The organism is Pseudomonas cuatrocienegasensis (assembly GCF_900110925.1).
GTDB lineage: Bacteria > Pseudomonadota > Gammaproteobacteria > Pseudomonadales > Pseudomonadaceae > Aquipseudomonas > Aquipseudomonas cuatrocienegasensis.
This window is the reverse complement of sequence record NZ_FOFP01000031.1, coordinates 1-25,543: the sequence shown is the minus strand read 5'-3', so window position 1 is coordinate 25,543 and position 25,543 is coordinate 1. Positions and strand designations below refer to the sequence as shown.

Below are 25,543 nucleotides of genomic sequence, written 5' to 3'. Positions count from 1 at the left end.
CTGTTCCACAGTGATCAGGGTAGCCAGTACGGCAGCAGAAGCTTCCGCCAGCGACTGTGGCGCTATCGGTTCAAACAGAGCATGAGCCGCCGCGGAAACTGCCACGACAACGCGCCAATGGAACGGTTGTTTCGCAGCTTGAAAACAGAATGGGTGCCGAGTGTGGGTTACATGAGCGCTGCGCTCGCACAGCAAGATATCGGACGGTTTTTAATGCAACGGTACAACTGGCAACGGCCACATCAATTCAATGGCGGACTCCCGCCTGCCGTGGCGGAAGAAAAACTTAACGCAGTGTCCGGGATTAGTTGACCACTACATACAGCCCCTAGGTGGGCAGTTACGGCGGCGGAGACAATCCCGCCTGAGCACTGCGCTCGACCAGCGCCACAATGGTCGCCAGCAACTCGTCGCGAGCCTGATGCGCACTGATTTCCTCAGTGGCTGCCGCATGCGAGAGTGCTTCAGCAGCGCCCAGCATTGCACGCAGGCTGGCAGTGGAGATTTGCCCATTCCCGGCGAACGGAGCGAGCACGCGGCGGCACTTCTCCATAAACAGTAGTTCGTACTCGGCCTTGATGGCTACCAGCTCTGGTGAGCCGGCCAGCGCCGCTATAACCCCCGGAATTTCCCGCCCCTGCTGCAGCACGCACTCGACATAAGACGAGGCGATGACCTGCGCACGCCCTGCCAAGGTGACCTCGCTGACGTGCAAGGCTGCGTCCATCAGGGCCGCCTGACGAGCATCGTACTCCTCGTAGAGTGCGGCCAGCAGCCCAGCACGCGTACCGAAGTGGTCATAGACCACCGGTTTGGTAACTCCCGCCAGTTCTGCAAGGCGCCCCAGGCTCAGGGCATCCGTGCCCCCCTCCCTGACCAACTGCCAAGCCAGGTCCAGAAGCTGCCGGTGACGTTCACCCCTAGCCAGACGGCGACGTGGTTTCAAGTGCGATTCATCCGTTGACATACATAACCTACCAAAAGTAACTTACTAAAGGTAACTTACCAAAAGTAACCTATACCCAGCATATCGGCCGCCACCGCGTGCCGCAATCGATCCGCAGGAGCCCAGCATGCATGCCCTTATTGTCGTCGCCCATCATGATCCACTGTCATTGACCCACCAGCTTGCCAAACAACTCGGTAGCGGTATTGCCAAGGCTGGGCATAGCGCTGAAATCGCCGACCTGTCGGCAGAGGGTTTCGACCCGCGCTTCGGCCCGGCCGACCATAAAGTCCACCGCCATCAGGCAACGCCGCCGGCCGATATCGTCGCAGAGCAAGCACGCATTGATCGCGCAGACAGCCTGGTAGTGGTTTTCCCGGTCTACTGGTGGTCTATGCCCGGGTTGCTCAAGGGCTGGATCGACCGCGTATTTTCCAATGGCTGGGCTTTCGACTTCAGCCCCCAGAGGGGCCATGTGAAAAAGCTACAAGGCCTGACCGTACACCTGCTCGGGGTCGCCGGGGCGGATGCGCAAACCTTTGATAAACATGGCTATCGCCAGGCCATGCACTCACAGATCGACCACGGCATCTTCGACTACTGCGGCGCACGCGTAATCGGCTCTACCCTGCTATTCGACTCCGAAACCCTTGACCCCACCCCGCACCTGCAAAGCGCCCTGAGCCTCGGCAGCAAACTGTTCGAAAAGCAATGAAACACTGCATCAGCCACCGCAGACAGATCGGCAGAGGATGTAAAGACCACGTAAATGCGATGGATTGTCATTAATAGCTCAGCTAAAAAGCGAGCTTGCTTTCGATTTTCATCGCCCTGCGCGGCCCTTTCAGGAGTTTGTCATGTCCCTGACGTCCCTCTTACGCGGCGCTGCGCTGCTCACCGCCGGCCTGCTACTGAGTACCCCATTGCTGGCTGCTGCACGGACTATTGACGGTGCCTACGGCAGCGTCGAGCTCAGCGGTACGCCGCAGCGCGTAGTCGCCCTCGGCGAAAACGCCCTGGATGCAGCGCTGTCTCTCGGCATTCAGCCCTTGGGCAGCCTGGCCAGCCGCGGTGGCAGCGACGTGCCGCACTACCTCAAGGCCAAGGCCGGCACGATCACCCTGGTCGGCAGCGTACGCGAGCCAAACCTGGAAGCCATTCTGGCCCTGCAGCCGGACCTGATCCTCGCCTCCGGCGATCTGCCAAACGATCTCTACGCCAAACTCAGCCTGATGGCGCCCACCGTGGTTCCCAAAGGCGGCACCTTCCAGGACTGGCGCCAGACCTACAGCACCTATGCCCTGGCGCTGAATCAGTCCGAACAAGCAGAGCAGCGCATCGCCGAGATCGACACCCGCATCGCCGCTCTACGCGAGCGCATGCCGCAAGATCAGCAGGTCAGCGTGGTGCGCTGGAACCCCCAGGGGCCTTTCATCATGTCCAGCCACCTGTTCGTCGGGCAGTTGCTGCAGACACTGGGGCTTAAGGCCAACGAGCTGGCTGCCGCGCAGCAGCGCAAGCCGCACAGCGACATTATCAGCCTGGAGAACCTGGCCAAGGTCGACGCCGACTGGATCTTCCTCGCCACGCTCAACCCGGACGGCCGCAAGGCACTCGACGATGCCCGCCAACAACCGGCCTTCACGCGCCTGAAAGCGGTCGAAAATGACCGAGTGATCAGCGTCGACGGGCAGATCTGGAGCAGCAGCTCCGGCTACCTGGCCGCCCAGCATATCCTCGACGACGTGGAGAAGGCCCTGGCGCGCTGATGCCTTCACGCTTATCCCTGCCACGGGCACTGGGCCTCGCCGCACTGTGCCTGCTGGCGCTGATCCTCGCGAGCCTATTGCTGGGTGCCGGTGATGTGGGCCTGTGGGCCAGCCTGCAAGCACTGCTTGGCCATGCCGATGACGAGGCGCGCTTCGTTGTCCTGCAACTGCGCTGGGCGCGCACCGAACTGGCCCTGCTGGTGGGCCTGGCCCTCGGCGGTGCCGGCGTGCTGCTGCAAGCGGTCACCCGCAACCCGCTGGCCGAGCCGGGCCTGCTCGGGGTTAGCGCGGGAGCCTCGTTTGCTGTGGTACTGGCGATCAACCTGGGCGCTTCGGCCGCCAGCCTGCACCTGGGCGTGGCCACGCTCGGCGCCTTGCTGGGCTGCACGCTGGTGCTGCTGGTCACACAGATGCGCGGCGTCGGCGAAGATCCGGTGCGCCTGGTGTTGGCCGGCGCGGCCTTCTCCGGTCTGCTCGGCGCACTGAGCAGCCTGTTGCTGCTGTGGGATCAGCGCACCGCCGATGAGATGCGCTTCTGGATCATCGGCGCATTGGCCGGGCGCCCGCTGGATACCCTGAGCTGGAGCCTGCCAGGCCTGCTGCTCGGCCTCGCCGTGGCGCTGCCTCTGATACGTCCACTGGCAGCCTTGGCGCTCGGCGAACGGGTCGCCAGCGGCCTGGGCCATCACCCGCAACTGACCCGCCTGGGCACGCTGCTGGCGGTAGCCCTGCTGGTCGGCACCGCCACCGCCGCAGCCGGGCCGATTGGCTTTATCGGCCTGATCGTGCCCTATATCGCCCGCCGCCTGGTTGGCTCGGATATCCGCCGTACATTAGGCCTGAGCTTGCTGCTCGGGCCTTGCGTGCTGCTGTTTGCCGACACCCTCTCGCGCCTGTTGGTGCGCCCCTACGAGTTGCCGGTGGGGGTGATTACCGCCTTCGTCGGCGCCCCAATTCTGATCGCCGTGATTCGCGGCCATCGCCTGCCGACGCTCTGAGATGCCCAGGATTAGCCCACCCCTCACCGCTCATTGCGTGCTCCGCCTGGGCGATTACAGCCTGCTGCTGCACCGACGCAGCAGCACGGTGGCCCTATTCCTGTGCCTGGCCCTGCTGCTCAGCAGCGCCTGGATTCTCGCCTTCGGCGCCAATGGCCTCACGCCCTGGGCTGCGTTACGCGCCGCCTTTGGCCAGGGTGAGCCGATGCAGTTATTGCTGATACGCGAACTGCGCGTGCCGCGCCTGCTCTCCGGCCTGTTCAGCGGCGCCGCACTGGGCGCTGCCGGCTGCCTGCTGCAGACCCTGGCGCGCAACCGTCTGGCCACACCCGGGGTGATCGGCATCGACAATGGCGCCACCGCCTTTGCCGTCGCCTCCATCGTCGCCGTGCCGACCAGCCTGGCGCCTTCGGCCCTGGCACTGTCCGGCGCAGCCACCGCCGCCGTGCTGACCTTCGCCCTGGCCGCCGGCGGCGGTGCGCGCGGTTATCGCTTTATCGTCGTCGGCATCGCCATCGGTGCGCTGTTCGGCGCGGCGACCAACCTGATGCTGGCCCGCGCCGACATTGACGCCGCCAACGCCGCCTACCCCTGGACCGTCGGCAGCCTCAATGCGCGCCCGAGCCAAGCCGTCTGGCTGCTCGGCGGCGGCCTGCTACTCGGCCTACCGGCCGCCAAACTGCTGGTGCGGGCGCTGAGCCTGATGCGCTTTTCCGACAGCGTGGCAATTGGCCTGGGCGTGCGCCTGCGGCTGATGCGCGTGCTCAGCCTGCTGCTCTGCGTTTGGCTCACCGCGCTGGCAGTGGCAGTTGCCGGGCCGGTGGGGCTGATCGCCCTGGTCGCCCCGGAAATGGCCCGTCACCTGTGTGCCCGGCACGGCGTTCCAGTGCTCAACGCCGCGCTGTGCGGCGCCTTGCTGATGATTCTCGCCGACTGGCTCGGCCGCCATCTGCTGGCGCCCATCGAAATCCCCGTCGGCATCATCACGGCCATCGTCGGCGCACCGTATTTGCTGTGGATCCTGCTGCGCCAATCGTCACGGAGTTCGCCATGACCTCGCTCCCCACATTACTCACCGACGGCAGTTGCGCGGCGGTGCGCCTGGAAGCCCGCGGCCTGAGCATGGGTTACGCGCACAGCCAGGTGATCGAGCACCTGGACCTGCTCATCCCACCCGGTCAGGTGACCGCCATCGTCGGCCCCAACGGCTGCGGCAAATCCACCCTGCTCGCCGGTCTGTCGCGCCTGCACAAACCCAGCGCCGGCGCGGTGCTGCTGGATGGCAAGGCCATCGCCAGCCTGCCCTCACGCGAGGTGGCGCGCCGCCTCGCCCTGCTGCCCCAGGACGCCAGCGCCCCGGATGGCCTGAGCGTGGCTGAGCTGATCCGCTTCGGCCGCCAGCCGCATCAGAGCCTGTTGCGCCAGTGGAGTGAGCAGGATCAGGCTATCGTTGACGCCGCCCTGGCGGCGGCTGACCTGCTGGAGCTGGCCGAGCGGCCGCTGGAGTCGATGTCCGGGGGCCAGCGCCAGCGTGCCTGGATCGCCATGGCGATTGCCCAGGCCACACCGCTGCTGCTGCTCGACGAACCCACCTCGGCGCTGGACCTGGGCCACCAGATCGAAGTGTTCGAGCTGATCCGCCAGTTGGCGGCAGCCGGCAAGACCATCGTCATGGTGGTGCATGACCTGTCCAGCGCCTGCCGCTACGCCGATCATCTGGTGGCCATGCACCAGGGCCAGATCATCGCGCAAGGCGCGCCCAGCGACGTCGTCACCGCCGAGCTGGTGGAGCGCCTCTACGGCGTGCGCTGCGTGCTGCTGCAGGATCCGCTCAGCGCCACCCCAATCATTGCAGGCATCCAGCGCAGCACGCGGCCTACCGAGGGGTAGCACGCCGCCGCGCCTAGCCCTGAATCACACCCACCAGCCCCAGCCAGGGCGCTGCGAACACCGGCAGCAGCACGGCCAGACGCGGCCAATACGGCAGCAGCATGAGCAGTAAAAAGCCGCCCAACGACACCTGACCCAGCCAGCCGACCGGCCCCATCGCCCAGCCCCAGGCCAGGACGCACGCGGCAAAACTGCCCGCCAGCAGCGCCCAGCCGGCCAAGCGCAAGGCCTGCCGCTGACCGGGTGAAGGCAAGTGCTGCCAGACCTGTTTGAAGTGCCGCTCCATGCCTAGGCACAGCGCCGCCATGCCGGCATAGGCGAGCAACAGGCCAGCGAAAAACGAAGTCATCATCAGAGCGCCTCCTGCATGACAGCGCCGCGCCTGGGCAGCGGCGGCGCAGCCTCTTGGCGTCGATAAACGCGCCAGGCCAACCCGGCCAACGCCATGCCTAACGCCAGGCTGGTCAACTCCAATGCCTGATGCAGTGGCTGCGCCCACGGCTCTGGCAGGGTCAGCAGGCTGAGCAAAGGCAGCGCCATACAAAGCAGCGCAGACAGCCCAAGCTGCTCGCCCCAACCGCGCAACGTCGGGCGCCACAGCGCATGCAGCAGGCTGAGCAACCACACCGCGAAGAATGCGTTGACCTCCCAGGCGGCGCGCTGCGCCAGCTCCACAGGCAGTAGACGGTTGGCCCACAGCAGGCCGATGCACGCCAGGCTCAGGCCGGCGACCGCCGCCAGGTTAAGCGCCTCGATCAAGTGAGAGACGCGCCGCGCTGCGGGCGCCTCACTGGCATATTTGCGCCGCCGTTTGACGCAAAACAGCACCAGGCCGCTGGCGATCATCGCACTGCTGACCAGGCCACAAAGGAAATACAGCCAGCGCATCGGGTAGCCGCCGAACTGGGCAAAGTGCAGCCCAGCCATTACCCGCTGGGTCAACTGACTCGGCCTGCTCTCGGCCGGCGCGCGCAAGACCGCACCATTAACGCCATCGAACAGCATGCTGCGGCCCTTGGTCAGCTCGATGCGGTTGCCCAGGATCGGCCGGACCTCAATACGCGCATCGCTGCGCCCAGGGTGATCAATCGACAGCCCGGCCAACGGCCCCATCTGTTGCTCGGCCTCTGCCAGTAGCGGGCCGAGTGCAGCCAACGGGGCCGGCGCCGCACGCGGGCGTTCAGCGCGTTCGTGACGGGCGCCCTGCTCGCCGCCGCGCCCGGCCTGCTGCTCGACTGGCGCACCGCGTAGCGCGCGGCCGAACGCCTCGCGGTCGCCATACAGCGCATCGACCGCTGCCGGCATATAGATCAGCAGGAAAATCACCAGGCCGGTGTAAGTAATCATCAAATGAAAAGGCAGCAACAGCACCGCACTGGCGTTGTGCCCGTCGAGCCAGGAGCGCTGGCCTTTGCCGGGGCGAAAGGTGAAGAACTCCTTGAAGATTTTCTTGTGGATGACGATGCCGCTGACCAACGCTACCAGCATGGCCATGGCGGCCAGCCCAACCAGCCAGATGCCAAGCGTGCGCGGCATATTGAGGGTGAAGTGAAAGCGGAAGAAGAACCCGCCACCGGCTGTTTCGCGCACAGCCAGCGGCTCGCCCGTCTGCGGGTTCAGCAGCTCACCACCACCACGGCGCTGGTTACCGGCCGACACCCCGAGGGTCGGCGAACGCTCGCTGGGCAGGCTGATGTTCCAGCGTTCGGCCTGCGGATGCTTGGCCTGCAGATACTCCAGCGCGCGCTGCAACGCCTGGCTCTGCTCGACCTTCTGCGCCGGGACTTCCGGGCGCATCCACAGGTCGAGCTCTTTGTCGAACACCGCCAGGGTGCCGGTGAGGAAGATAGCGAACAGCAACCAGCCGAACACCAGGCCGCCCCAGGTGTGCAGCCAGGCCATCGACTGCGTCAGGGTCTGCTTCATGCCAAGCGCTCCATCAGTAGCGGCCAGAAGCCGAGCAATCCCAGCGGCAGCGCCAGGGCGACGCCCCACCAGGCCCGCCAGAGGCTGCGCGCGGCAAACGCCCAGAGCATGGCCAGGGTATAGAGGGCAAATGCTGGCAACGAGGCGACCCACACCGCATCGGCCGCCGGCAAGGGCAACACCCGCGCCAGCGCCGCCGTGCAGGCATAGGTGAAGGCATAGCCGCCCACAATCGCCGCCAGTATTCGGCAGACTACCGGCCACCAGGCCGGCGCGATGATCGCCATAGGTCACTCCTCAACAAAAGGCGCCAAGCCGGCGGCCAGACGCAAGGCTGGTCGCAGCGATGCGGCGAGCATGGGGCCATGGCCAAGGCCGGCGAACTCGTGATACTGCGCCTGCATACCGGGCAATCGGCCCAGCTGCTTACTCAGCTCGCGCGCGGCATGCGCCGGCACCGCGGCCATGGCTTGTGCACGCGGCGAATCGTCTGCAGCGTGCAGGCCGTCGCGCTCGGCGCCGCCCTGCAACACCAAGAGTTGCCCCAAGCCACCAGCAAAGCCTTCGAAGCGTTTGAGTAACAACCCGGACTGCCACCACAGCGACGGGCTGGCGGCGATGTAAAAGCGAAAAGCATTCGGCTCGACACGCAGAGTGTCGAGCACGAACAGCCCACCCAATGAATGGCCCCAGATGCCCTGCCGCGCGACATCCACTCGCACCCGCCTGGCCACTTCGGGCTTGATGCGTTTGGCCAGCAACTCGCGGAACGCCGGCGCACCACCGGTGGCCCGGTTACCCAGGCTGGCATCCAGCGCTGCCACGCCTTCCGGCGGCAGCGGGGTGTAATCGAACACCCGCGCCGGCAGATCCAAACGCAGGTTACTGGCCGGCCCCATCATCACCAGCAGCGGTGGCTGGCCCTGCTGCACTTCGACCAGCCAATCCTCGCGCAGGGCCATCAACGCCGCGTTGCCGTCAAGCAGATAGAGCACCGGATAACCCCTGGGTGGCGCTTCGCGCCGGGGAATGGCCAGGCGTATCCGGTACTGTCGTGCACCGTCGGCAGATGTCAGCTCGAACGACTCAAAGCGGTAATGCGCCGATCCTTCGTCCGCCAGGTTAGGCCCCAGTGTCTGTTCAAGTTCAGGCCTGGCCAACGCCAACAGCGGCATTAACGCCAGGCACAGCAGTAATGCCTTCATTAGCCCACCACACCCAGTTGTCGCCAGATCGGCAACGTGTGCCGCTCGAACGCCTGCAACTGCTCGCGCTCTGGCACCCCCGCAGCCAGGGCGAAACGTCGCAGCAACGCCAACACGGTTTCGTACAGAAGCTCGCCGCTAAGCTCAGGATGCTCCAGCAGCACCCGTGCAGCGGCCATCTCCAGGCGGTTCACGGGGATGGCCGCGCCCAGACTCGGCGCTGCCAAATGGCCGTAGCGCGCACCTTGCAGGTCGCCTTCGGCGAGCAACCGGTTAAGCGCCTGGCAGGCTTCTGGCGCCACAGGGGCATCCATTAGCGGGTGGGCATGGCCGGCCCACAGCAGCATCTGCAGGGCCGGGCTGAGGTTGCCCGGCTGTGCGGCCAGGGCTGGCTGGCGCAGCAGTTCGGCAAAGCTGCATGGCCCTGCAGCCAACGCCTGCAGCACAGGGCTGAACAGTTGAGCATCGCCCTGCACCGGGCCGATACGCGTATCGAACACCAGGGCGCCACTTGCCGGCGCACCGGGCAACGCCGCCCAGCAACTGGCGAGCAGCGCTTGGCGATGGTGCTCCGCGTCCAGCGACTGCAGCCCATGCTGGAACAGATCGCGGCGCTGCGCCTGGTTGCGCGCCAGGTCCTTGGCTGTCTCGCGCAGAGCAGGTGCCTCCAGCCCCTGCAACAACGCCAGGCAGTGTCCCGGCAACGACAGCGCATCGATGTTCTCCAGGGGCGTAGCGCTGCCGAGAAACTGCCCGCCAAGCGCGGCGATATCGCCGATCACCTCGGCCGAGTGCAGCGGCGCCCAATGTTCGCAGAGCAGTTCGTGGGCGAGAAAATCCAGGTCGGCATCGTCGGCACGAGCTAGCCGGCGCGCCACATCAGGGTGCTCGGCAAAGTAGCCGGCGCCCGACTGCTGCAAGGCTTTGAGCGCATCAAGACCAGCACGCAGGCGCTCCCGCGGGCCGCCTGCGGCACCCTGGGCAACCTGCCAGAGCAGGCGCTGAGCGCCGATGAACGCGGACATCCCCGGGTGGCTCATATAACCGAGATAGAGCACTCCGCCTGGGTTCAGGCGGCGCTGGACAAAGCGCCGGATAGCCGCGCGGTTATCCGCCGACACCCAGGAATAGACGCCATGCAGGACGATGAAGTCGAAACCCTCCTGCATCTCTTCCTCGGCCAGTTCAGCAAAGCTGGCTTGGCGAAACGCCAGGTTTGTCAGCCCTGCCGCCGTGGCCAGGCTACGGCCGTGCTCGATATGCTGGGCGTTGTAATCTACCGCGAGAAAACGCCCAGCCGGGTTGGCAGCCGCCAGCAGCAGGCTATTCAAGCCTTGGCCACAGCCCAGCTCGCAATAACTGAAGCCTTCGCGCAACGCAGGCGCACGTAAGCCCAGCGCCGTGAGCACGGCCACCAGCCAGCTCGGCGAAAGCTCGCGATGAACGTGGTGCGGGTAAGGAATTGAGGTCAGGTAACCGTCTTGCCAGAGCGTCATGCGGCGCATCCCAAACAAAAAAACGCCAGGCGTGAGCCCGGCGCAAAGGAGCGCCCATCACCAAGACCACCGGGCTTGCCTGCAAACAGCAGAATGAAGTCCGACTGGCGCCTGGAGATGGGCAGGAGCTAAGCCTTAGAAGCCGGCGGTGACCGAAGCGAAGTAGGCGCGACCGGGTTCGTTGTAGGTGTTGGCGCCTTCACCGCCCGAGTTCGCCTCGCGATACAGCTGCTTGTCGAACAGGTTGCTGACCCCAGTGGAGAAGCTCCAGGTGTCATTCAGTTGGTAGTTAGCGGTGACACCAAATACGGTGTAGCCACCACGAGTACGCAGCGCGTCACCTTCTGCCTGCCCGCCTTGGGTGGTGAGCTTGCGCGGTTCCTGCTCACCGTAATGAGTCATGCTCAACGACAGATCCAGCGATTGATTGACGCTCCAGTCCAGCATCGAGTTGAGGGTGTACTCCGGGATGACCGACAGCGGCTCGCGAGTCTCTTTGTTGTGGTTCTCGATCATGTAGGTGAAGTTGTTGTTCCAGCTGAGGATTTCGCCTTCAGTGCCCAGCAGCGGCACGTTGAAGAAGCCTTCCCAACCGGCGACTACAGCCTTGGGTGCGTTCTCCCACTGAAAGATCCGGCCGTTGACCCCGGTTAGCCCGACCTGATCCATACCAGCCGTGATCTTGTTCTTGTAATCGTTGTGGAAGTAGGTCAGCCCCGCACCCCAGCCGGCCTTGTCGAAGGCCAGGCCCAGTTCCTTGTTCAGGCTGGTCTCGGCCTCAAGACTATCGTTGCCCTGCACGTAGCAACCGTTGCCCAGGCTCGGCAGGTCAACGGGGCAACCGTTACCCATGGTGAAGTACAGGTAATTGGGGTTGGACTGATACAGATTCGGCGCCTTGAACGCACGAGCCACACCACCCTTGAGAGTCAGGTGATCGGTCAGTTTGTACGAGCTGTTCAGGCTCGGGCTCCAATTGCTGCCGAACTGACTGTGATGGTCCAGACGCAGGCCTGGTGTCACGATCCAACGCGAGTCGATCTCGATGTTGTCCTCGATAAACAGCGCGTAGTTATCGGCCTCCGACTCGCTGGAGCGAGTGCCAGTGTCTGCGCCAGGTACCGAACCACCAAAGCCGGTGCTCTGCGACATGGAATAGGGGTCATCCAGCTCATCTCGGGTCACCTCGCTGCCGATCGTCAGCACCTGGGCAAAACCCAACTGCAGCGGCAGGTTTACCTCACCCGCCAGGCGATAGCTCTTCAGCTCAGAGGTAGCCATTTCGCTGGTCGTATTGATGCTGCCTTCCGGCCCACCGGCAAGCCCTTCATTGAGACGACGGTTACGGGTATTTTCATAGGAGGCCACCACCTGCGAAGTGCCAAAATCCCAATCACCACGGTGCGTCACCGACGCCGACTGGCGATACATGATGTTGGTTTCCTCGCCATCCTCGGCCAACCCCGATAGTAGCGGGGTACCCGCTGCGCTAACGGCACGATCCCCTGCATAGATATTGCCCTGACGGCTGAAACCACCCTCGAACTCCAGGGTTTGCTGCGGGTCCAGGTCCCAGCGCAGCAGGCCGTTCATATCCTTGTTGCGCACCCCTTCGCGACCTGCCGGCGGCGTCGCACCTGGCGCGCTGACGAAGTCCTCGTTGAGTGACAGATCGTCGGCATCTGTACGGTTCAAGTTGCCATAAACGCGATAAGACAACGCCTCGGTCAACGGGCCCGCAGCATTGAAGCCCAGCCGGCGGGTATCGCCCTCGGCGCTGTCTTCGGGGACGTTGGTATAGGCCGTAACCGAACCGCTGTGTTTCGTGGTCGGGGCCTTGGTGATGATATTGACCACCCCGCCAGCAGCGCCAGAACCATAACGTGCCGCCGCTGGGCCACGCAGCACCTCGACGCGCTCCACGGCCTCTACCGGTACCCAGTTGGTATCGCCACGGGTATTACGCTCGCCGCTGCGGCCCATGCGCACCGAGTTACGCGAGCTGACCGGTTTGCCGTCGATAAGGATCAGCGTGTTCTCCGGGCCCATGCCGCGCAGGTCGATCTGACGATTGTTGCCGTACTGGCCCGAAGCACTGTTACCGGTGAGGTTGACACCCGGCATCTTGCGGATGATCTCGGAGAGGTCATTGACCGGTGGACGCTTCTTGATGTCTTCAGCGGTGATGATCGAAACACCCGGCGCCTGTTTCAGCTCGTCTGCGGCAGTACCGAGCACCACGGCATCCTGCAGCTGCACTCGCCCATCTTCGGCGTCCTCTGCGGCAAAGGCTGAGGGGGCACTGGCCATCAACATGGCCAGGGTCAGGGAGCTGAGTTTGAAGCATGGCTGCATTGGCGTGTCTCTCCGAAATAGCTAGAGGGCCGGCGGGCACTCGTACTCCATGAGCACTGCAACCCACACAGCGCCCGAGCTCCCCACCGGAATTGCGCCGAATGATATTAGTTACCATTTGCAAGTAAAGATCATTTACAAATTATACAATTGCTCTTCCGCCGCTGCGGCACACGTACTTGCCGAGGAGGCTGAAAATGTGGCTGTACCAGCTAGCAGCCCTAAGGCCGGTGATAGGCAGCGAGGCAGATGGCCCTGGGCCTGATATCGCGCGTTTACGGGTGAAAGCCTGTCGCTCTTGATAGACTTACACCTTTATTTATCTGATCTGGGCCTGTGCAGTGATCACAACGAGTGCGCTGCGCTCGCAATGGCTTGCCAGACATATAGCCAACTGCTCACACCCCGTTAATACACCGGAAACGTGCTGTCCAAAATGCCTCTAGAATCAGCCCCAACACCACACACCACGCGCCCTCCCCTGTCCCGCCGCTTCTCCGTGGCACCGATGATGGATTGGACGGACTAAAATAAAATTTGTTTTAAAATCATAATTTTACAAACATACAATTACTTGCTTTAGCAATTTTTAAGCACCCCACTGCAAACAACACCATGCGAGAAGCTGTTCGTATGGTGGGTATCCAGCAAAGCCCACCAGGAATGCTTAGCCACTCTTGGATTAGGTTCATCTCCCCGGCAAGCCAGGTCGACCTTACAAGCGCTGCCGCTGGGGTCTAGCAAATCATTTGGCCTCACCGCTCTCTCATGCGTCTCAGTCAAATTTCGCCTTTTAAAAAATATTCTTCACTACCCCTAAACTTTTCGCTCAATCGCGGAATAAGACCCTGTAGAGAGGCCGTTCTGCCGGTTGCGGGCGGCCAAGACTTTTCTGCAATCGCCGTGGCGATGCGTCTGGGTGGGGAGTTAGGGGTATGGTGGCGATTGTTGCCGGCAATGGATTGGGGCTGTTCAATGCGTCGCTGAACTCGCTGGGGGGCGCAGGTGTTTTTGGCCAGGGCACGATGGGCCAGTCGGGCGGGCAGTCGCTGGTCAATATCAGCAACGGCAACCTGATTCTGCGCTACACCGACGAGCAGTTGTCGGGCCTTGGCCAGGACCTTTTCCACACCCGTACCTACAACACCCTGGGCGCGTTGAACGACGCGGATGCCGATGGTTGGCGCTGGGACGGTGAGCGCAAGGTCGTACTCAACGGCACCCGTAATACGGCGGGAAGCACGATTGTGCGCACCACCGGCGACGGCCACGAGGCGATTTATACCTGGAACGGCAGTGCGTATTACTCAAGCGAGGGGAGTGGCGCTCACGATGCCTTGACATGGGACAGCGCCACTAACCAGTGGGGCTGGAGGGATGGCACGAGCCGCACCGTCGAGCGTTACGACGGAGCTACGGGTCGCCTGGTATCCGAGACGGACACGGCAGGTGTTCAGATCCTGTATGCCTACGATGACAGCGGGCGCCTGAGCAGCATCAAGGACAGCGCTTCGGGTCAGGAGTTGGTGCTGGTCTATAACGCGCAAGGCAAGCTGGCCCGGCTGGACACTCGCACGAGCGCAGGCGGCGCGCTGACACAGCAGGTTTACTACAGTTACGACGCCCTGGGTCGGCTGAGCAGCGTGGCGACGGACCTGACACCGGCTGATAACAGCATCAGCGATGGCGCGACGTACACCACCACCTACACCTACGATGGCAACAGTATGCGCATCGCCAGCGTGGCTCAAAGTGATGGGACGAGCGTTGCGTTCACCTACCAATTGGTGGGCACGGAGTACCGGGTCAGAACGGTAAGCGATGCCTCGGGCATGACCACGTTCACTTACGACGTGGCGAACAAGCGCACGGATGTCACCAACGGCTCAGGGCAAGTGTGGAGTTACTTCTACGATGCCCAAGGGCAGTTGCTGGAGGTGCAGACGCCGGCGGTGAATGGGCAGCGTTTGTCGACGCGTTACGTGTACGACGCGCAGGGTAACGTGACCCAAGTAACCGACGGTCGTGGCAATGCGGTGACGTACACCTACGATGCTCAAGGCAACCGGACATTGGAGCGGGATGCCCAGGGCAATACGGTCGCATGGTTGTACAACGGCGATAATCAGGTGCTCAACGAGGTGCGCTACAGCGTGCCGGCGACTTGGAACGCAGCCACCAGCACGTGGACGAACCCGCCAGCCTCAACCGCTCAGGTCAAACGCTTCGTCTACGACGCCAATAGCCGGTTGAGCTACAGCGTGGATGCCACGGGTACCGCCATCGCTTATATCTATTTCAGTAATGGTCTGCTGAAGCAAGAAATCACCTACAGCGCTGCGGTGGACGTCAGTGGGCTATCGCCAACTCAATCGCTGCCGCTGAGCAATGCCACCGCCTGGGTCAATGCCCAGGACAAGAGCCGCAGCACGCTGACCGAGTTCGTCTACGACTACCGTGGCAACCTGAGCAAGCGCACGACCTATGCCAAGGTCGATGCCTCCGGTGCTGGCGTGCTGGATGCCGCGGCAGCGGTGACGCAGTACATCTACAGTGAACATGGCCAACTGCTGCAGACCCTTGCCGTGCGCGGGGCCGCACGTACAAGCAATACCCTCTTGAGTTCGACCGCCTATGACGGCATGGGCCGCGTCCTAAGCCAGACTGATGCCAACGGCACGCGCACGCACGTGTACAACGGGGCGAACCGTACCGTCGCGGTGACCAACACTGCGGGCATGACTACAACTCAGGCTTACGACACCGCGGGCCGCCTGATCAGTTTGAGCCAAAGCGCCGCGAGCCTCGTCACGCGGGCAACGCAGTACACCTATGATGCGGCGGGTCGCTTGGTCATGACCCAAGACCCGACCGGCGTTCGTACTTACACCTTCTACGATGAAGCTGGGCGCGTCAGCGCCCAGGTTGACGGCATCGGTGCCGTTGTCGAATACAGCTACAACGCGGCGGGTCAGAAAACCCAGGAAAAACAGTACGCCACGCTCGCCGACACAAGCACCTGGTTCAGCGGCACAGCGGTAACCAAAACGCTGGCACAGGTACGGCCAAGCGCCACCGCAAATGATCGCAGCACGACCTATGCCTACGATGCTGCAGGACGGCTCAGCACCCAGACCAACGCCGCAGGCACCGTCACCACCTACACCTATGATGGCCAAAGCCGGCTGATCGCACAGCAAACCGGCGACCGTGTTGTGCGCTCCTTTTACGATGCCGCAGGACGCCTGACCGGGCAGCTCGATGGCGAGGGCTATCTGCGTGAGCAGGTCTACGACAGTGTTGGGCGTTTGGTGCAGGTGATCCGTTACGCGACAGTGACGACTCCTGAACAGCGTGCTGCCGGCACGCTCGCCCTGCTTCGTCCTGAGGCGGGGGAAAACCTGCAGACCTGGTATTTCTACGATGCGATGGGGCGCCAGATCGGCAGCATCGATGAGCAGCAGTTTGTCACGGAGACGGTCTACGACGAGGCTGCAAACCTTCGCCGCGATATTCGCTACGGCACGGTCTATGTTCAAGGCGTGACCCTCACGACGGATTTCGCGACCGTGAGGGATGTGGTCAGTGCGACCGGTGTTAAGCAAACAACGACAACAGCCTTCGATGCCATGGGGCGCGTCGGCCAACGAACGGCTACAGACGGCACCATTACCGCTTACGAATACGACAGCGCGGGCCGCCTGATTAAGCAGACCGCGGCCCAAGGTACGACTGAGGCGCGCACCCAGACCACGCGCTACGATGCCTTCGGCCAGATCACCGGCAGTTTGCTCGGCGAAGCCTCAGCACGCATTACCGTCGGCATGACCGCGACTCAGGTGGCGGCCATCTATGCCGAGTACGGCCTGACTTACAGCTACGATGCGGCTGGGCGAGTGGCCAGCGTCAAGGATGCCGCCGGCAACCGCAGCACCTCCTACTACGATGCCGCCGGGCGTCTGACCCAAGTGGTCAATGCCCTCGGCGAAGTCAGCGAAACCGTCTACAACGCCTTTGGCGAAGTCAGCGAACGTACGCAACTGACCACTCGCCTGTCCGCTGCCAACACCGCCAGCCTGACCGGCGGTCTGCTGACTGCACCGGTCAAAACACTGGTGCAGGCGATCCGCAACGCGGCGCTCGACAACCGCAGCACCTACGCCTACAACACGCGCGGCCTGCTGAGCAGCAGCACCGATGCCGTGGGCTACGTCACCAGTTACGCCTACAACAACTTCGGCGAACAGAGCAGCGTCACCCGCGCCATTGCCAGCGGGCAAACGGTGACCCAGAGCCTGAGCTACAACAAACGTGGTGAGCTGATCGGCCGTATCGAGGATGTCGGCGGCCTGGCGCGCAGCACCTCGACGGTTTATGACGCATTTGGCCGGGTGATTGCCCGGACCGACGGGAGAGGCCTGACCACCACGACGCGATACGAGTCTGCCGGGCGGATCATCGACACCTTCTCCCCGACAGGCATTAAACAAAGTACTTATATTGACGCTCAAGGGCGCGTGACCCTGGAGGTGAACGGGCTCAACCTGGTCACCACATACGCCTACAACGACACCGCGCGCACCCTGACCGTGACCACTCCCGATGGGGTGAGCCTGCTCACGACCAAGAACCGGCATGGCGAAACCCTCAGCGTCACCGATGGCAACGGCCATACCACCACCTACAGCTACGACCGCGATGGTCACCGCCTCAGCACCACCAACGCGCTCAATCAGTCGACCCTCAACAGCTACGATGAAGCCGGCCGCCTGATCAGCACCACCGACGCCTTGGGCCGCGTCACCGTCTATGGTTACGACGCCGCCAACCGCGTGATTACCCGCACCGATGCCAACAACACCGTCACCCGCTACACCTTCGACGGCCAAGGCCGCCAGGTCCGGGTAACTGACGCCGAAGGCCTGCCTGAGCAGCGCATCACCGATTACGCCTATGACCGCAAAGGCCAGGTGCTGACCGTTACCCAGGATCCTGCCGGTCTGAAACTGACCACCAGCTACAGCTACGACGGCCTTGGTCAGCAGGTGCAAGTCGCACGCGGTACCGCGGCCGCGCCCAATCAGCAGGTCACGCTCTATGCCTACGACAAGCTGGGCCGACGCATCAGCGAACGCCAGGACCCCAACGGCCTGAACCTGACCACGCAATACCGCTACAGCATCAATGATCAGGTCACCCGTAAAATCGATGCAAATGGCAACAGCACCTGGTTCGTCTACATCAATGACGGCATGGTGCGCGATACGGTCGATGCACTCGGCGGCATTACCCGTAGCGTCTATGACGCTAACGGTAATCTCATCAGGACTAGGCGTTTTGCCATAGCACTGAGCGCTGAGACCCTGGCCGGGTTTGGGGATCAAGTTACGAGCATAACCCCGACGGGCAGCACTCAAGATCAGATCACCCATTACGTCTATGACACCATGGACCGGGTGCGCTACACCGTGGCGCCTAATGGCGCCGTCAGCGAGACGCTCTACGACAATAACGGCCAAGTCCTGCAGAGCCGCCAGTACGACACGGTGATTGCCTCCAGCGCCACCAAGACCCTGGCTGGTATCGCCGATGCCCTGACTACTGCCGGGGCTCAGCCCCGCACCACCAGCTACCTCTATAATGATGCAGGGCAATTGATCCGCACCACTGACGCGGCTGGCAAAGTGGAGTCGTACACCTACGATGCCGTGGGTAACCGCAAGACGCTGACCAACAAGAATGGGCACGTCTGGACCTATAACTACGACAGCCTCAACCGCCTGGTGGAAGAGATCACCCCTGCGATTGTTGTTGCACGTGTCGATGCTACAGGTGCCGTCACTGATGCTGATGGTCGCTTAATCAGCGCAGGCGCAACCTATTTGCAGGTAACTGATATCGACTACGATGCCCTGGGCAACGTGGTCAGCCGCAGTGAAGGTCGGCTGCGTGCCAACATCGCCAATGCCGCCAGTGCGGATAATCTTAGCCAGGCGCGCATCACCAGCTACGCCTACGACGCCATCGGCCGACAGATCCAGATCACCAGCCCAGGCTGGTACAACAAACTTACCGGCCAGTACCAGCAGGCCTCTGACGGCACAGCCAACACCCTTCAGGTCACCACCGAGGTCACCTACGATGCACTCGGCAACGCCGTGCGCAACCGGGTACGCGTCAATAACACCGGTACCGTCGCCACAGATTTCGTCGACAGCTTCAAGGTCTATGACATCCTCGGCCGTCTGACCCACGACATTGATGCCCTCAAGGGTGTAGTGGCGTACAGCTACGATGCGCTGGGCAATCAGACCGTCGTCAAGCGCTTCGCCAATGCCCTGACTGCCGCGGTTCCAGCCAGTGGTTACTACACCGCCAGCAACATCACGGCCAGTACCTTGGTGCCCAATGCCGGCCTGGATCGCATCCTCACCACCAGTTATGACGTGCTCGGCCGCAAGATCGCCGTGCAACAGAACGCAGTGGGGATCTATAGCTTCACCGGCAATGTCGCCAGCTCGACCCTGGTCACAGCCTCGCCCACCACGCTGTACAGCTACGATGCCTTCGGCCAACTGGTGCGCGAGACACAAGTAGCGCGCAATACCAGCGGCACCACGGTACTCACCGGGGCCAGCAACTATTACTACTACGACCTGGCGGGCAACCGTACCGGCAGCGTCGATGCCATGGGCTATTACACGCGCGCCGAATACGACGCGCTTGGCAAACTGACCCGGCAAGTTGAATACGCCAATAAGCTGGCCAGTTGGAACGAAAGCAGCGTACCGAGCGCACCGGCGGCCAATGGGGCGGACCGCAGCACCCTGTACGCCTATGACGCCATGGGCCGGGTTAGCCGGGTGACCCAGGAGAACGTGCGCTACTGGCAACAAACGATCAATGCCACGACCGGTGCGGCCTCCGCCGGCGTGATCAGCGGTAACCTGGTGGTGAGCCAGAGTACCTACGACGGCGTCGGCAACCTCAAGACCGTCACCGATGCCATGGGTAACGTCACCAGCACCGATTACAACGCCCTCGGCCAGGTGGTCAAAGTCGTTGAACCAGCACGCGCCACCGCCAAGAATGGCGCGGTCGATCCGTTCGCCAGCGCCGCCGTCATTGCCTCGCCGACCACCAACTACCTGGTCAATGCCTTCGGTCAGATCATCCGCGAAATCCGCGCTGCGGGCAGTGATGCCAGCGGTAACGTCCAGGCCGGCCTGAGCCAGAACACCCGCACCCGCTATGACGCCGCCGGTTATGAGATCGCGGAAATCGACCCCGCCGGATCCACCCAGAGCTACAAGGTCGACGTCGCCGGCCGGCGCATCGAAGAAAGCCGCCAGGTCAGCGCCACCCTGAGCGCCTGGACTGCCAACGGCGCGGCCGTCAGCTACAACCAAACGCTGAAGCGCACCTTTACCTACGACGTTCTCGGCCAGCAGACCGCCACCCTCGACTGGTACACCGCCACCAATGGCGCGCTGCAGAGCACAAACAACAGTGCGCTGTACAACCGCTTCGGCGAGGTCACGCAAAAACTGCTCAACGGCAACCTGGTCAGCGGCTACAGCTACGACCAAGTCGGCCGGGTCACCCAGCAGAACGACGCCCAAGGCATCACCCAGTTCGCTTACGACCTCTCCGGCAAGGCCAGCCGCAGCACCCAACTCGGCGATACCACGACCGCAGCGGACGACCGCATCACTTACCAGAAGAACGACCTGCTCGGGCGCATCCTCGAACAACACCTGCCGGCCTTTGAAGCCAATATCAATGCCGACACCCTGAACAACGTCACCCTGACCCTGACAACACCGATCATTAAGCTAAGCAATGACCGTTGGGGCAACGTACTCAGCCGCACCGATGCCCGTGGCTATATCACCAGCTACACCTACGACCATAACAACCAGATCCTGACCGAAACCCTACCGGTCACCGACATCCTGCGCGAGAACGGCACCAGCTACCGCGCCAGCCTGATTCATGAGAAGCGCTACGACGCCCTCGGCCAGTTGATTCAGGAAGTCGACTGGGTGGGACCTTATACAGGGGTCACCACCAGCACCGAGCTGCGCAAACGCCAACACGTCTACAACCAAGCAGGCCAACTGACCCGCGACATCGATGCCCTCGGCTACTCGCGAAACTACCGCGTCGACATCCACGGCAACCGCGTGGCCACCCAGGATGCCCTCGGCACGGTACTGGTCGATGGATACAACGTGATGGATCAGCACATCAACCACGGCATCATCCGCAACGGCGCCAAGGTCACCCTGCTGACCAACCTATACGACCAGGCGGGGCGACTGTACGGTGAAATCAGCGGCACCACCGCCGTCGAAGAAACCCTCAAGAGCGTCGCCAATGCCAACTGGACCAGCACCACCACAGGCGTTGCTGGCAATACCAAGTACACCCTCTTTGATGAGCGCGGCAATATCATCAAGACGAGGAATGAATCGAAGATCGAGAAGGCGTTTGAGTACGATGTCAATAATCGCAAGGTCAAAGAAACTGATGGGCTGAATAATACGCTCACCTGGACCTATAACGCGGCGGACTTCGGGCGGTTGACAGCAAGGAAGGACTTAGGCGGGAGGATTTATAGCTTTACGTATAACGGGTTTGGGCAAATAACCCGCGACAGTCTGCTCCTACCCAGCTCCAGCGGTCCTGTCGCGGGATCGGAAAAACTCTACACCTACAACCTCAACGGTCTTAGCAAAGCGATTGTCGAAGGCACAATTACCAAGAATGCTGCGGGAACAGTAACCGCTGAGGATACCCGTACCTCCAGTTACGAATATGACCTCAATGGCAATCGGATACGCGAAATCAACAGCGCGCGTTACCTGGCGGGAACCGTCAATCAAAGCACCCTGAACGAAACACGCTACGCCTTCGATGAGAAAGGACGTCTGAGAGAAGCCACCGCGCCTGTGGGAAACCAACTGGTCGGAGCCCTGGGAACTCAATACACACTAACCAATACCGCCCGTATCACCTCGCTCAAATACAGCTTCGATGAGTTAGATAGCCGCCGGCGGGTTTACACGAATACAGTAAACCAAGGCGGCGCCGCGACGACTATTGATGATTGGTATGCCTACGATGTGGAAGGCCGCATGTTGGTAGCCAAGGGATTTATTAAAAATGGGAAAATAGTGGCGGGGGCTACACAGGAAAAACACCCAGACTCATGGATTCCAAGTGGGCTGGCTAGCTCTGTAGCTAAAGGGTACATAATGAGCTACGACCCTGCTGGGCGACGGGTGTACTCCGAAAATTTTGATCGAGCAGTTTTTGACAGCTATTATGATACCGATGATCGTCGCTATTATACGGATTATGTCGGAGATATTTACCTAAGATCAAAATATAAATATAGCGACAGAGGAGAGCTGATAGAGGCTTCTATATACCAAGTGGCAAGAGGAGTGCTTTCTAACTCCACTACCTCCTCTGAAACGATCTATGCCGGAAAAAGCCCTGGACCTCACGGCCCTGGTAAATCGGGTGCGTTTTCACCTGTAGGCCCGGAAAGGAAAATATATTCCGCTGTCTACAATCAGGCAGGAGAGCGCACATCACAAAACGACTACCAATACGACTTAGACTTAGGCGATGCCAGCATACAGAAAAATTCCACAGCAACAGGTTATATTTACCGTGGTGATGGTCAGCTTGTTAGTCAGGTTTCTTATGGGAATGGTAAGCTACAGCAGACAAGTTACTTCAGCGAATCAGGGATGATTGACGTTGTAGGCAATCAACAGACCTATCGCTATGTTTATTACAATGCCGATGGCACGATCAATCACCGCGGCAACTATTCAAGCAGTTACATGCTCTTTGATGCGTACCGGGAAGGTATCGCTTCTATAACACGCACTAATGGTGGTAAGTCAGGTACAACCACCAATAGTTACACTACCCGTGGTGAACTGGTCCAAACCGTGGGGGTCGGCGGTAGCGTCTTCACGCGGCGCTTAGCCTCCAACCGTGAAGGACAGCTTAGTGTCCGGCAGGAAGCCAGTGGTACTTCTCAGCGTTATATCTACCAGCAGGGCTCTTCGATCGCGAATGTTGGTAACGCCAGTGCTCCAACCATTACCGATAGTTTCGAGCCGATTCTGACCGCAGAGCTTGGACGCATACCGATCAACTATGTCGTTGAAGCCGGCGACACGCTTGAGCGTATTGCCCAGTTGATCTGGGGCGATTCGAGCATGTGGTATCTGATTGCAGATGCAAATGGTATCGACCCTGGATTGCCTCTTACCGAAGGCAACAACCTCAGAATACCTATTGTCGTAAGTACCAATCGAAACGACTCGACGACTTTCAGGCCTTACGACCCGAAAGACGTGATAGGCGATATCACGCCTCGGACGGTGGCGCCGCCACCGCCCAAACCGAAGAAAAAGAAATGCGGCGGTCTTGCCAGCGTTGTAATGGTGGTGGTGGCGGTGGTCGCGACTGTATTTACGGCGGGGGCGGCTGCTACAGTCATGGCGGGAGGATGGTCCGCCCTAGGCGCTGCAACAGCAACAAGTCTTGCTACCGCCGGGGTGGGCGCTCTTACGGGCGCATCAATAGGCGCGGCTGTAATCGGCGGTGCTGTTGGAGCGGCAGCCGGCCAGCTCGCTGGTAAATCTATGGGGGTTGTCGATAGCTTCTCATGGCGACAAGTCGCCGCCGGGGGGCTGACGGCAGGCTTCACCGCCGGGATCGGCGGGCTGGCCCAGGCAGGCTCTCTCGGCAACTGGGCTGACACAGCTGCCACCGCCCTCAGAAACGGTAATGCCGGTGCAAGCGTGTATGCCGCCCAGGGTGTAATGAGCTACGCCGCCAGCATGGCGGCCAACAAAATCGTCGGCCTGGATACCTCCTTCAGTTGGAGGAATGTGGCCGCCTCTGCCGTCGGGGCAACGATTGCTGGCTATGCCAATGGCGGTAGTGGCATCCAAAACAGCTTGATCCGCGGTCAAGTCAGCGCTCATGCCTCCGCACTGATCAAAGATAAATGGTTTGGAGGCGACAGACCTGATTACGCCCAAGTCGCAGCAGATGCATTTGGCAATACGCTGGCTGATTTTGCCGTGAACCAGATGGGCAAGGCCACTGAGCTAGAGCGACAAGCCAAGCTTGCCCGTTGGACCGATGGTGAGATTGCGCGTGCAGGTGCAAGGACTGCCGAGAGACTACCGGCCGCTATGGCCTTTGCCGCACCCGCCGATAGGCCACTCGACTGGAAGCTGGATGACATTACGTATGACGTATACGCCAATACAGCGGTTGGGGACGGCGGCCCCTCTGCCACTCAGAACAGGCAGTTGGTTGCAAGAGATGCTGTTGCTGTCACGGACATTGCGGGCGAGGGAGCGCCGCTGGTAATAAGGCGAGGAGCGGATTCATACCTCCCATCAGTCGGTAGTATCACAGCGGGAAGTGGGACCCCCTTTCTAGATTTAGTTAATTTGGCCTTACCCGGAAGCAAATCCTTGCTTGTGGGGCTTGGAAATTCGATTGCAGTTGTGACTGGAATTGGAAAAGCGGAGAAGATTAACTGGTTTGATGGTCACATCTTGAGCAAAGCCGAAGAGTTTGATGCTAAATTTTTTAACGTGACGGCTGTGGGGGGTGGGCTGATAGAATCCGCTGCGGTGAGCGCAGGTAGGTTGCTGAGTAGGGTTCAAGGCAATACATCGAATGTAAGTTTGATTGGCGATACTAGTGGGTTTAATACCCTTGGCATTGCTGCCGACCCAAAAGCTTCTCAGCAGGGAAGGCTTTTAATACAGCAATATCGGCAGCAGTATCCAGACATGTCCTTAGTCGAAATTCAGAGGCTAGCCAGATCAACACTGAGTACGGGGGATGCGCTTCCAAGCGTATCGATTGCTAAGCCTGGCGATGCATTCTATAAATTGATACCTGCAAATGAACTTCGCGGGCCAAGTCCTGGCACTGTGTATTGGATGGACAGGGTTCAACTTGATGATCTAATGGCTGGCAAAATCGATATAGGCTCATCCTTTGGATTGCCGAATCAGACTACATTCAGCACTTACAAGGTTTACCAAACAACTATAAGAGAAGCTCAAGCTCCTCTAGTATTCAGAAGCAATATCGCTCCAGTCGTAGACGATGGTATATTCAAGGCTGGCGGTCAAAGCCAGGTACTGCTGCCTAAGCGTTCTGCATTTAATGAACCGATGCAACTCACAGATACAAATGGTAATCCATTGTTAATTCATTCGAGGTAAAGCTGATGGAGACATTCAACAAAAAGGCCGTAATGGAAACAGCTTCTCGGCTAGAGAAATTATTTCTCAAATATAAAAGCTCAAGTAGCGATGTGGCCGCTGCCTATAGGCAATGCAAACCCCTTATAGATCGCGCTAAAGATGGCGGGATTGACAAAGCGACAGGCGAGCGACTTCCTGGAGGATATTTTTCTACTGAATTTGAACTGATTAACATTAGGGATTTGTACAAGGCTGCCTCTGAGCTAGACATGTACTTAGAAGGTTGGGAATCCGAAGAGGCCTTTAATAAGCACATGGAGGATATACTCAGAAAATAGCTCCAAATAGCTTAATGAAAATTTCAGAGAGCTTGCCAGAACCATATTGCCTTTAACAACTAAAAAGGGCGTAGTGTTTTTCTTCTGACCGTTAAGCCGCCAATTGCACCTACTAAACAATCGGGAGCGAGGACTAAAATGGAGACACCGGTTTTAGCGAGCGTACGATAAGAGACTCTGCCTGCCCGCGCCATCATCAATGGGTATCGCTGCGCTCAACGCCATCCTACGATTTGCCCTTGTGAGCACTGGAAGTGCCGTAAGCGCTCCATAACCCCCATCTACAAATGACATGCAGCACCCTTGATGCTGAGCTCCCATTTCTTGCTGGAGCTCACCCTCATGATGCGTCCC

Annotated in this window: 15 protein-coding genes; 8 read left to right on the top strand and 7 right to left on the bottom strand. The window is 60.8% G+C overall.

Features of this window, described 5'->3' with window-relative positions; all coding sequences use genetic code 11:
* On the top strand, positions 1-312 hold a 312-nt coding region (locus tag BMW49_RS23830), incomplete at its 5' end, for an integrase core domain-containing protein (RefSeq protein ID WP_139205717.1).
* Positions 313-340: 28 nt separating this feature from the next.
* Here the strand turns inward: BMW49_RS23830 and BMW49_RS23825 are convergent.
* On the bottom strand, positions 341-967 hold the full coding sequence (locus BMW49_RS23825) for a TetR/AcrR family transcriptional regulator (RefSeq protein ID WP_069522183.1): 627 nt from the start codon (positions 965-967) through the stop codon (positions 341-343).
* A gap of 106 nt (positions 968-1,073) precedes the next feature.
* On the opposite strand from BMW49_RS23825, the gene BMW49_RS23820 reads away from it, so the two are divergent.
* The 5 genes from BMW49_RS23820 (at position 1,074) to BMW49_RS23800 (ending at position 5,603) form a co-directional block, all read left to right on the top strand.
* Positions 1,074-1,661 (top strand): NAD(P)H-dependent oxidoreductase, encoded by a 588-nt coding sequence (locus BMW49_RS23820; protein WP_069522186.1) that lies wholly within the window; start codon positions 1,074-1,076, stop codon positions 1,659-1,661.
* Positions 1,662-1,803: 142 nt separating this feature from the next.
* Positions 1,804-2,715 carry an ABC transporter substrate-binding protein gene (locus BMW49_RS23815; protein ID WP_069522187.1) on the top strand — a complete coding sequence of 304 codons (912 nt, stop codon included), beginning with the start codon at positions 1,804-1,806 and terminating at the stop codon, positions 2,713-2,715.
* Entirely contained in the window at positions 2,715-3,713 is a 999-nt protein-coding gene (locus BMW49_RS23810) for a FecCD family ABC transporter permease (RefSeq protein ID WP_069522189.1), read from the top strand. The genes BMW49_RS23815 and BMW49_RS23810 overlap by 1 nt, the downstream gene beginning before the upstream one ends.
* Before the next feature lies 1 nt (position 3,714).
* Entirely contained in the window at positions 3,715-4,767 is a 1,053-nt protein-coding gene (locus BMW49_RS23805) for a FecCD family ABC transporter permease (protein WP_069522191.1), read from the top strand.
* A complete protein-coding gene (locus tag BMW49_RS23800) occupies positions 4,764-5,603 on the top strand; it encodes an ABC transporter ATP-binding protein (protein ID WP_069522193.1) in 840 nt (279 codons plus the stop codon). The genes BMW49_RS23805 and BMW49_RS23800 overlap by 4 nt, the downstream gene beginning before the upstream one ends.
* A gap of 13 nt (positions 5,604-5,616) precedes the next feature.
* Here the strand turns inward: BMW49_RS23800 and BMW49_RS23795 are convergent, their stop codons facing one another.
* The 6 genes from BMW49_RS23795 to BMW49_RS23770 all read right to left on the bottom strand — a co-directional run bounded on the left by BMW49_RS23795 (position 5,617) and on the right by BMW49_RS23770 (position 12,585).
* On the bottom strand, positions 5,617-5,955 hold the full coding sequence (locus BMW49_RS23795; RefSeq protein WP_069522195.1) for a DUF3325 domain-containing protein: 339 nt from the start codon (positions 5,953-5,955) through the stop codon (positions 5,617-5,619).
* Complete coding sequence (locus BMW49_RS23790) at positions 5,955-7,529, bottom strand: PepSY-associated TM helix domain-containing protein (protein ID WP_069522197.1); 1,575 nt, start codon at positions 7,527-7,529, stop codon at positions 5,955-5,957. Before BMW49_RS23790 ends, BMW49_RS23795 begins: the two co-directional genes overlap by 1 nt.
* Complete coding sequence (locus tag BMW49_RS23785; RefSeq protein WP_069522199.1) at positions 7,526-7,816, bottom strand: iron transporter; 291 nt, start codon at positions 7,814-7,816, stop codon at positions 7,526-7,528. The genes BMW49_RS23790 and BMW49_RS23785 overlap by 4 nt, the downstream gene beginning before the upstream one ends.
* A gap of 3 nt (positions 7,817-7,819) precedes the next feature.
* Positions 7,820-8,734 (bottom strand): alpha/beta hydrolase, encoded by a 915-nt coding sequence (locus tag BMW49_RS23780; protein WP_069522201.1) that lies wholly within the window; start codon positions 8,732-8,734, stop codon positions 7,820-7,822.
* Positions 8,734-10,230: a class I SAM-dependent methyltransferase gene (locus BMW49_RS23775; protein ID WP_244168407.1), complete on the bottom strand. Its 1,497-nt coding sequence runs from the start codon at positions 10,228-10,230 to the stop codon at positions 8,734-8,736. Before BMW49_RS23775 ends, BMW49_RS23780 begins: the two co-directional genes overlap by 1 nt.
* Before the next feature lie 135 nt (positions 10,231-10,365).
* Positions 10,366-12,585: a FepA family TonB-dependent siderophore receptor gene (locus BMW49_RS23770; RefSeq protein ID WP_069522203.1), complete on the bottom strand. Its 2,220-nt coding sequence runs from the start codon at positions 12,583-12,585 to the stop codon at positions 10,366-10,368.
* Between the two features lie 935 nt (positions 12,586-13,520).
* On the opposite strand from BMW49_RS23770, the gene BMW49_RS23765 reads away from it, so the two are divergent.
* The gene (locus BMW49_RS23765; RefSeq protein ID WP_069522205.1) at positions 13,521-24,869 is read left to right on the top strand and encodes an RHS repeat domain-containing protein; all 11,349 of its coding nucleotides are present in this window, start codon (positions 13,521-13,523) and stop codon (positions 24,867-24,869) included.
* A gap of 5 nt (positions 24,870-24,874) precedes the next feature.
* Complete coding sequence (locus BMW49_RS23760; protein WP_069522207.1) at positions 24,875-25,189, top strand: hypothetical protein; 315 nt, start codon at positions 24,875-24,877, stop codon at positions 25,187-25,189.
* Positions 25,190-25,543: the final 354 nt, after the last annotated feature.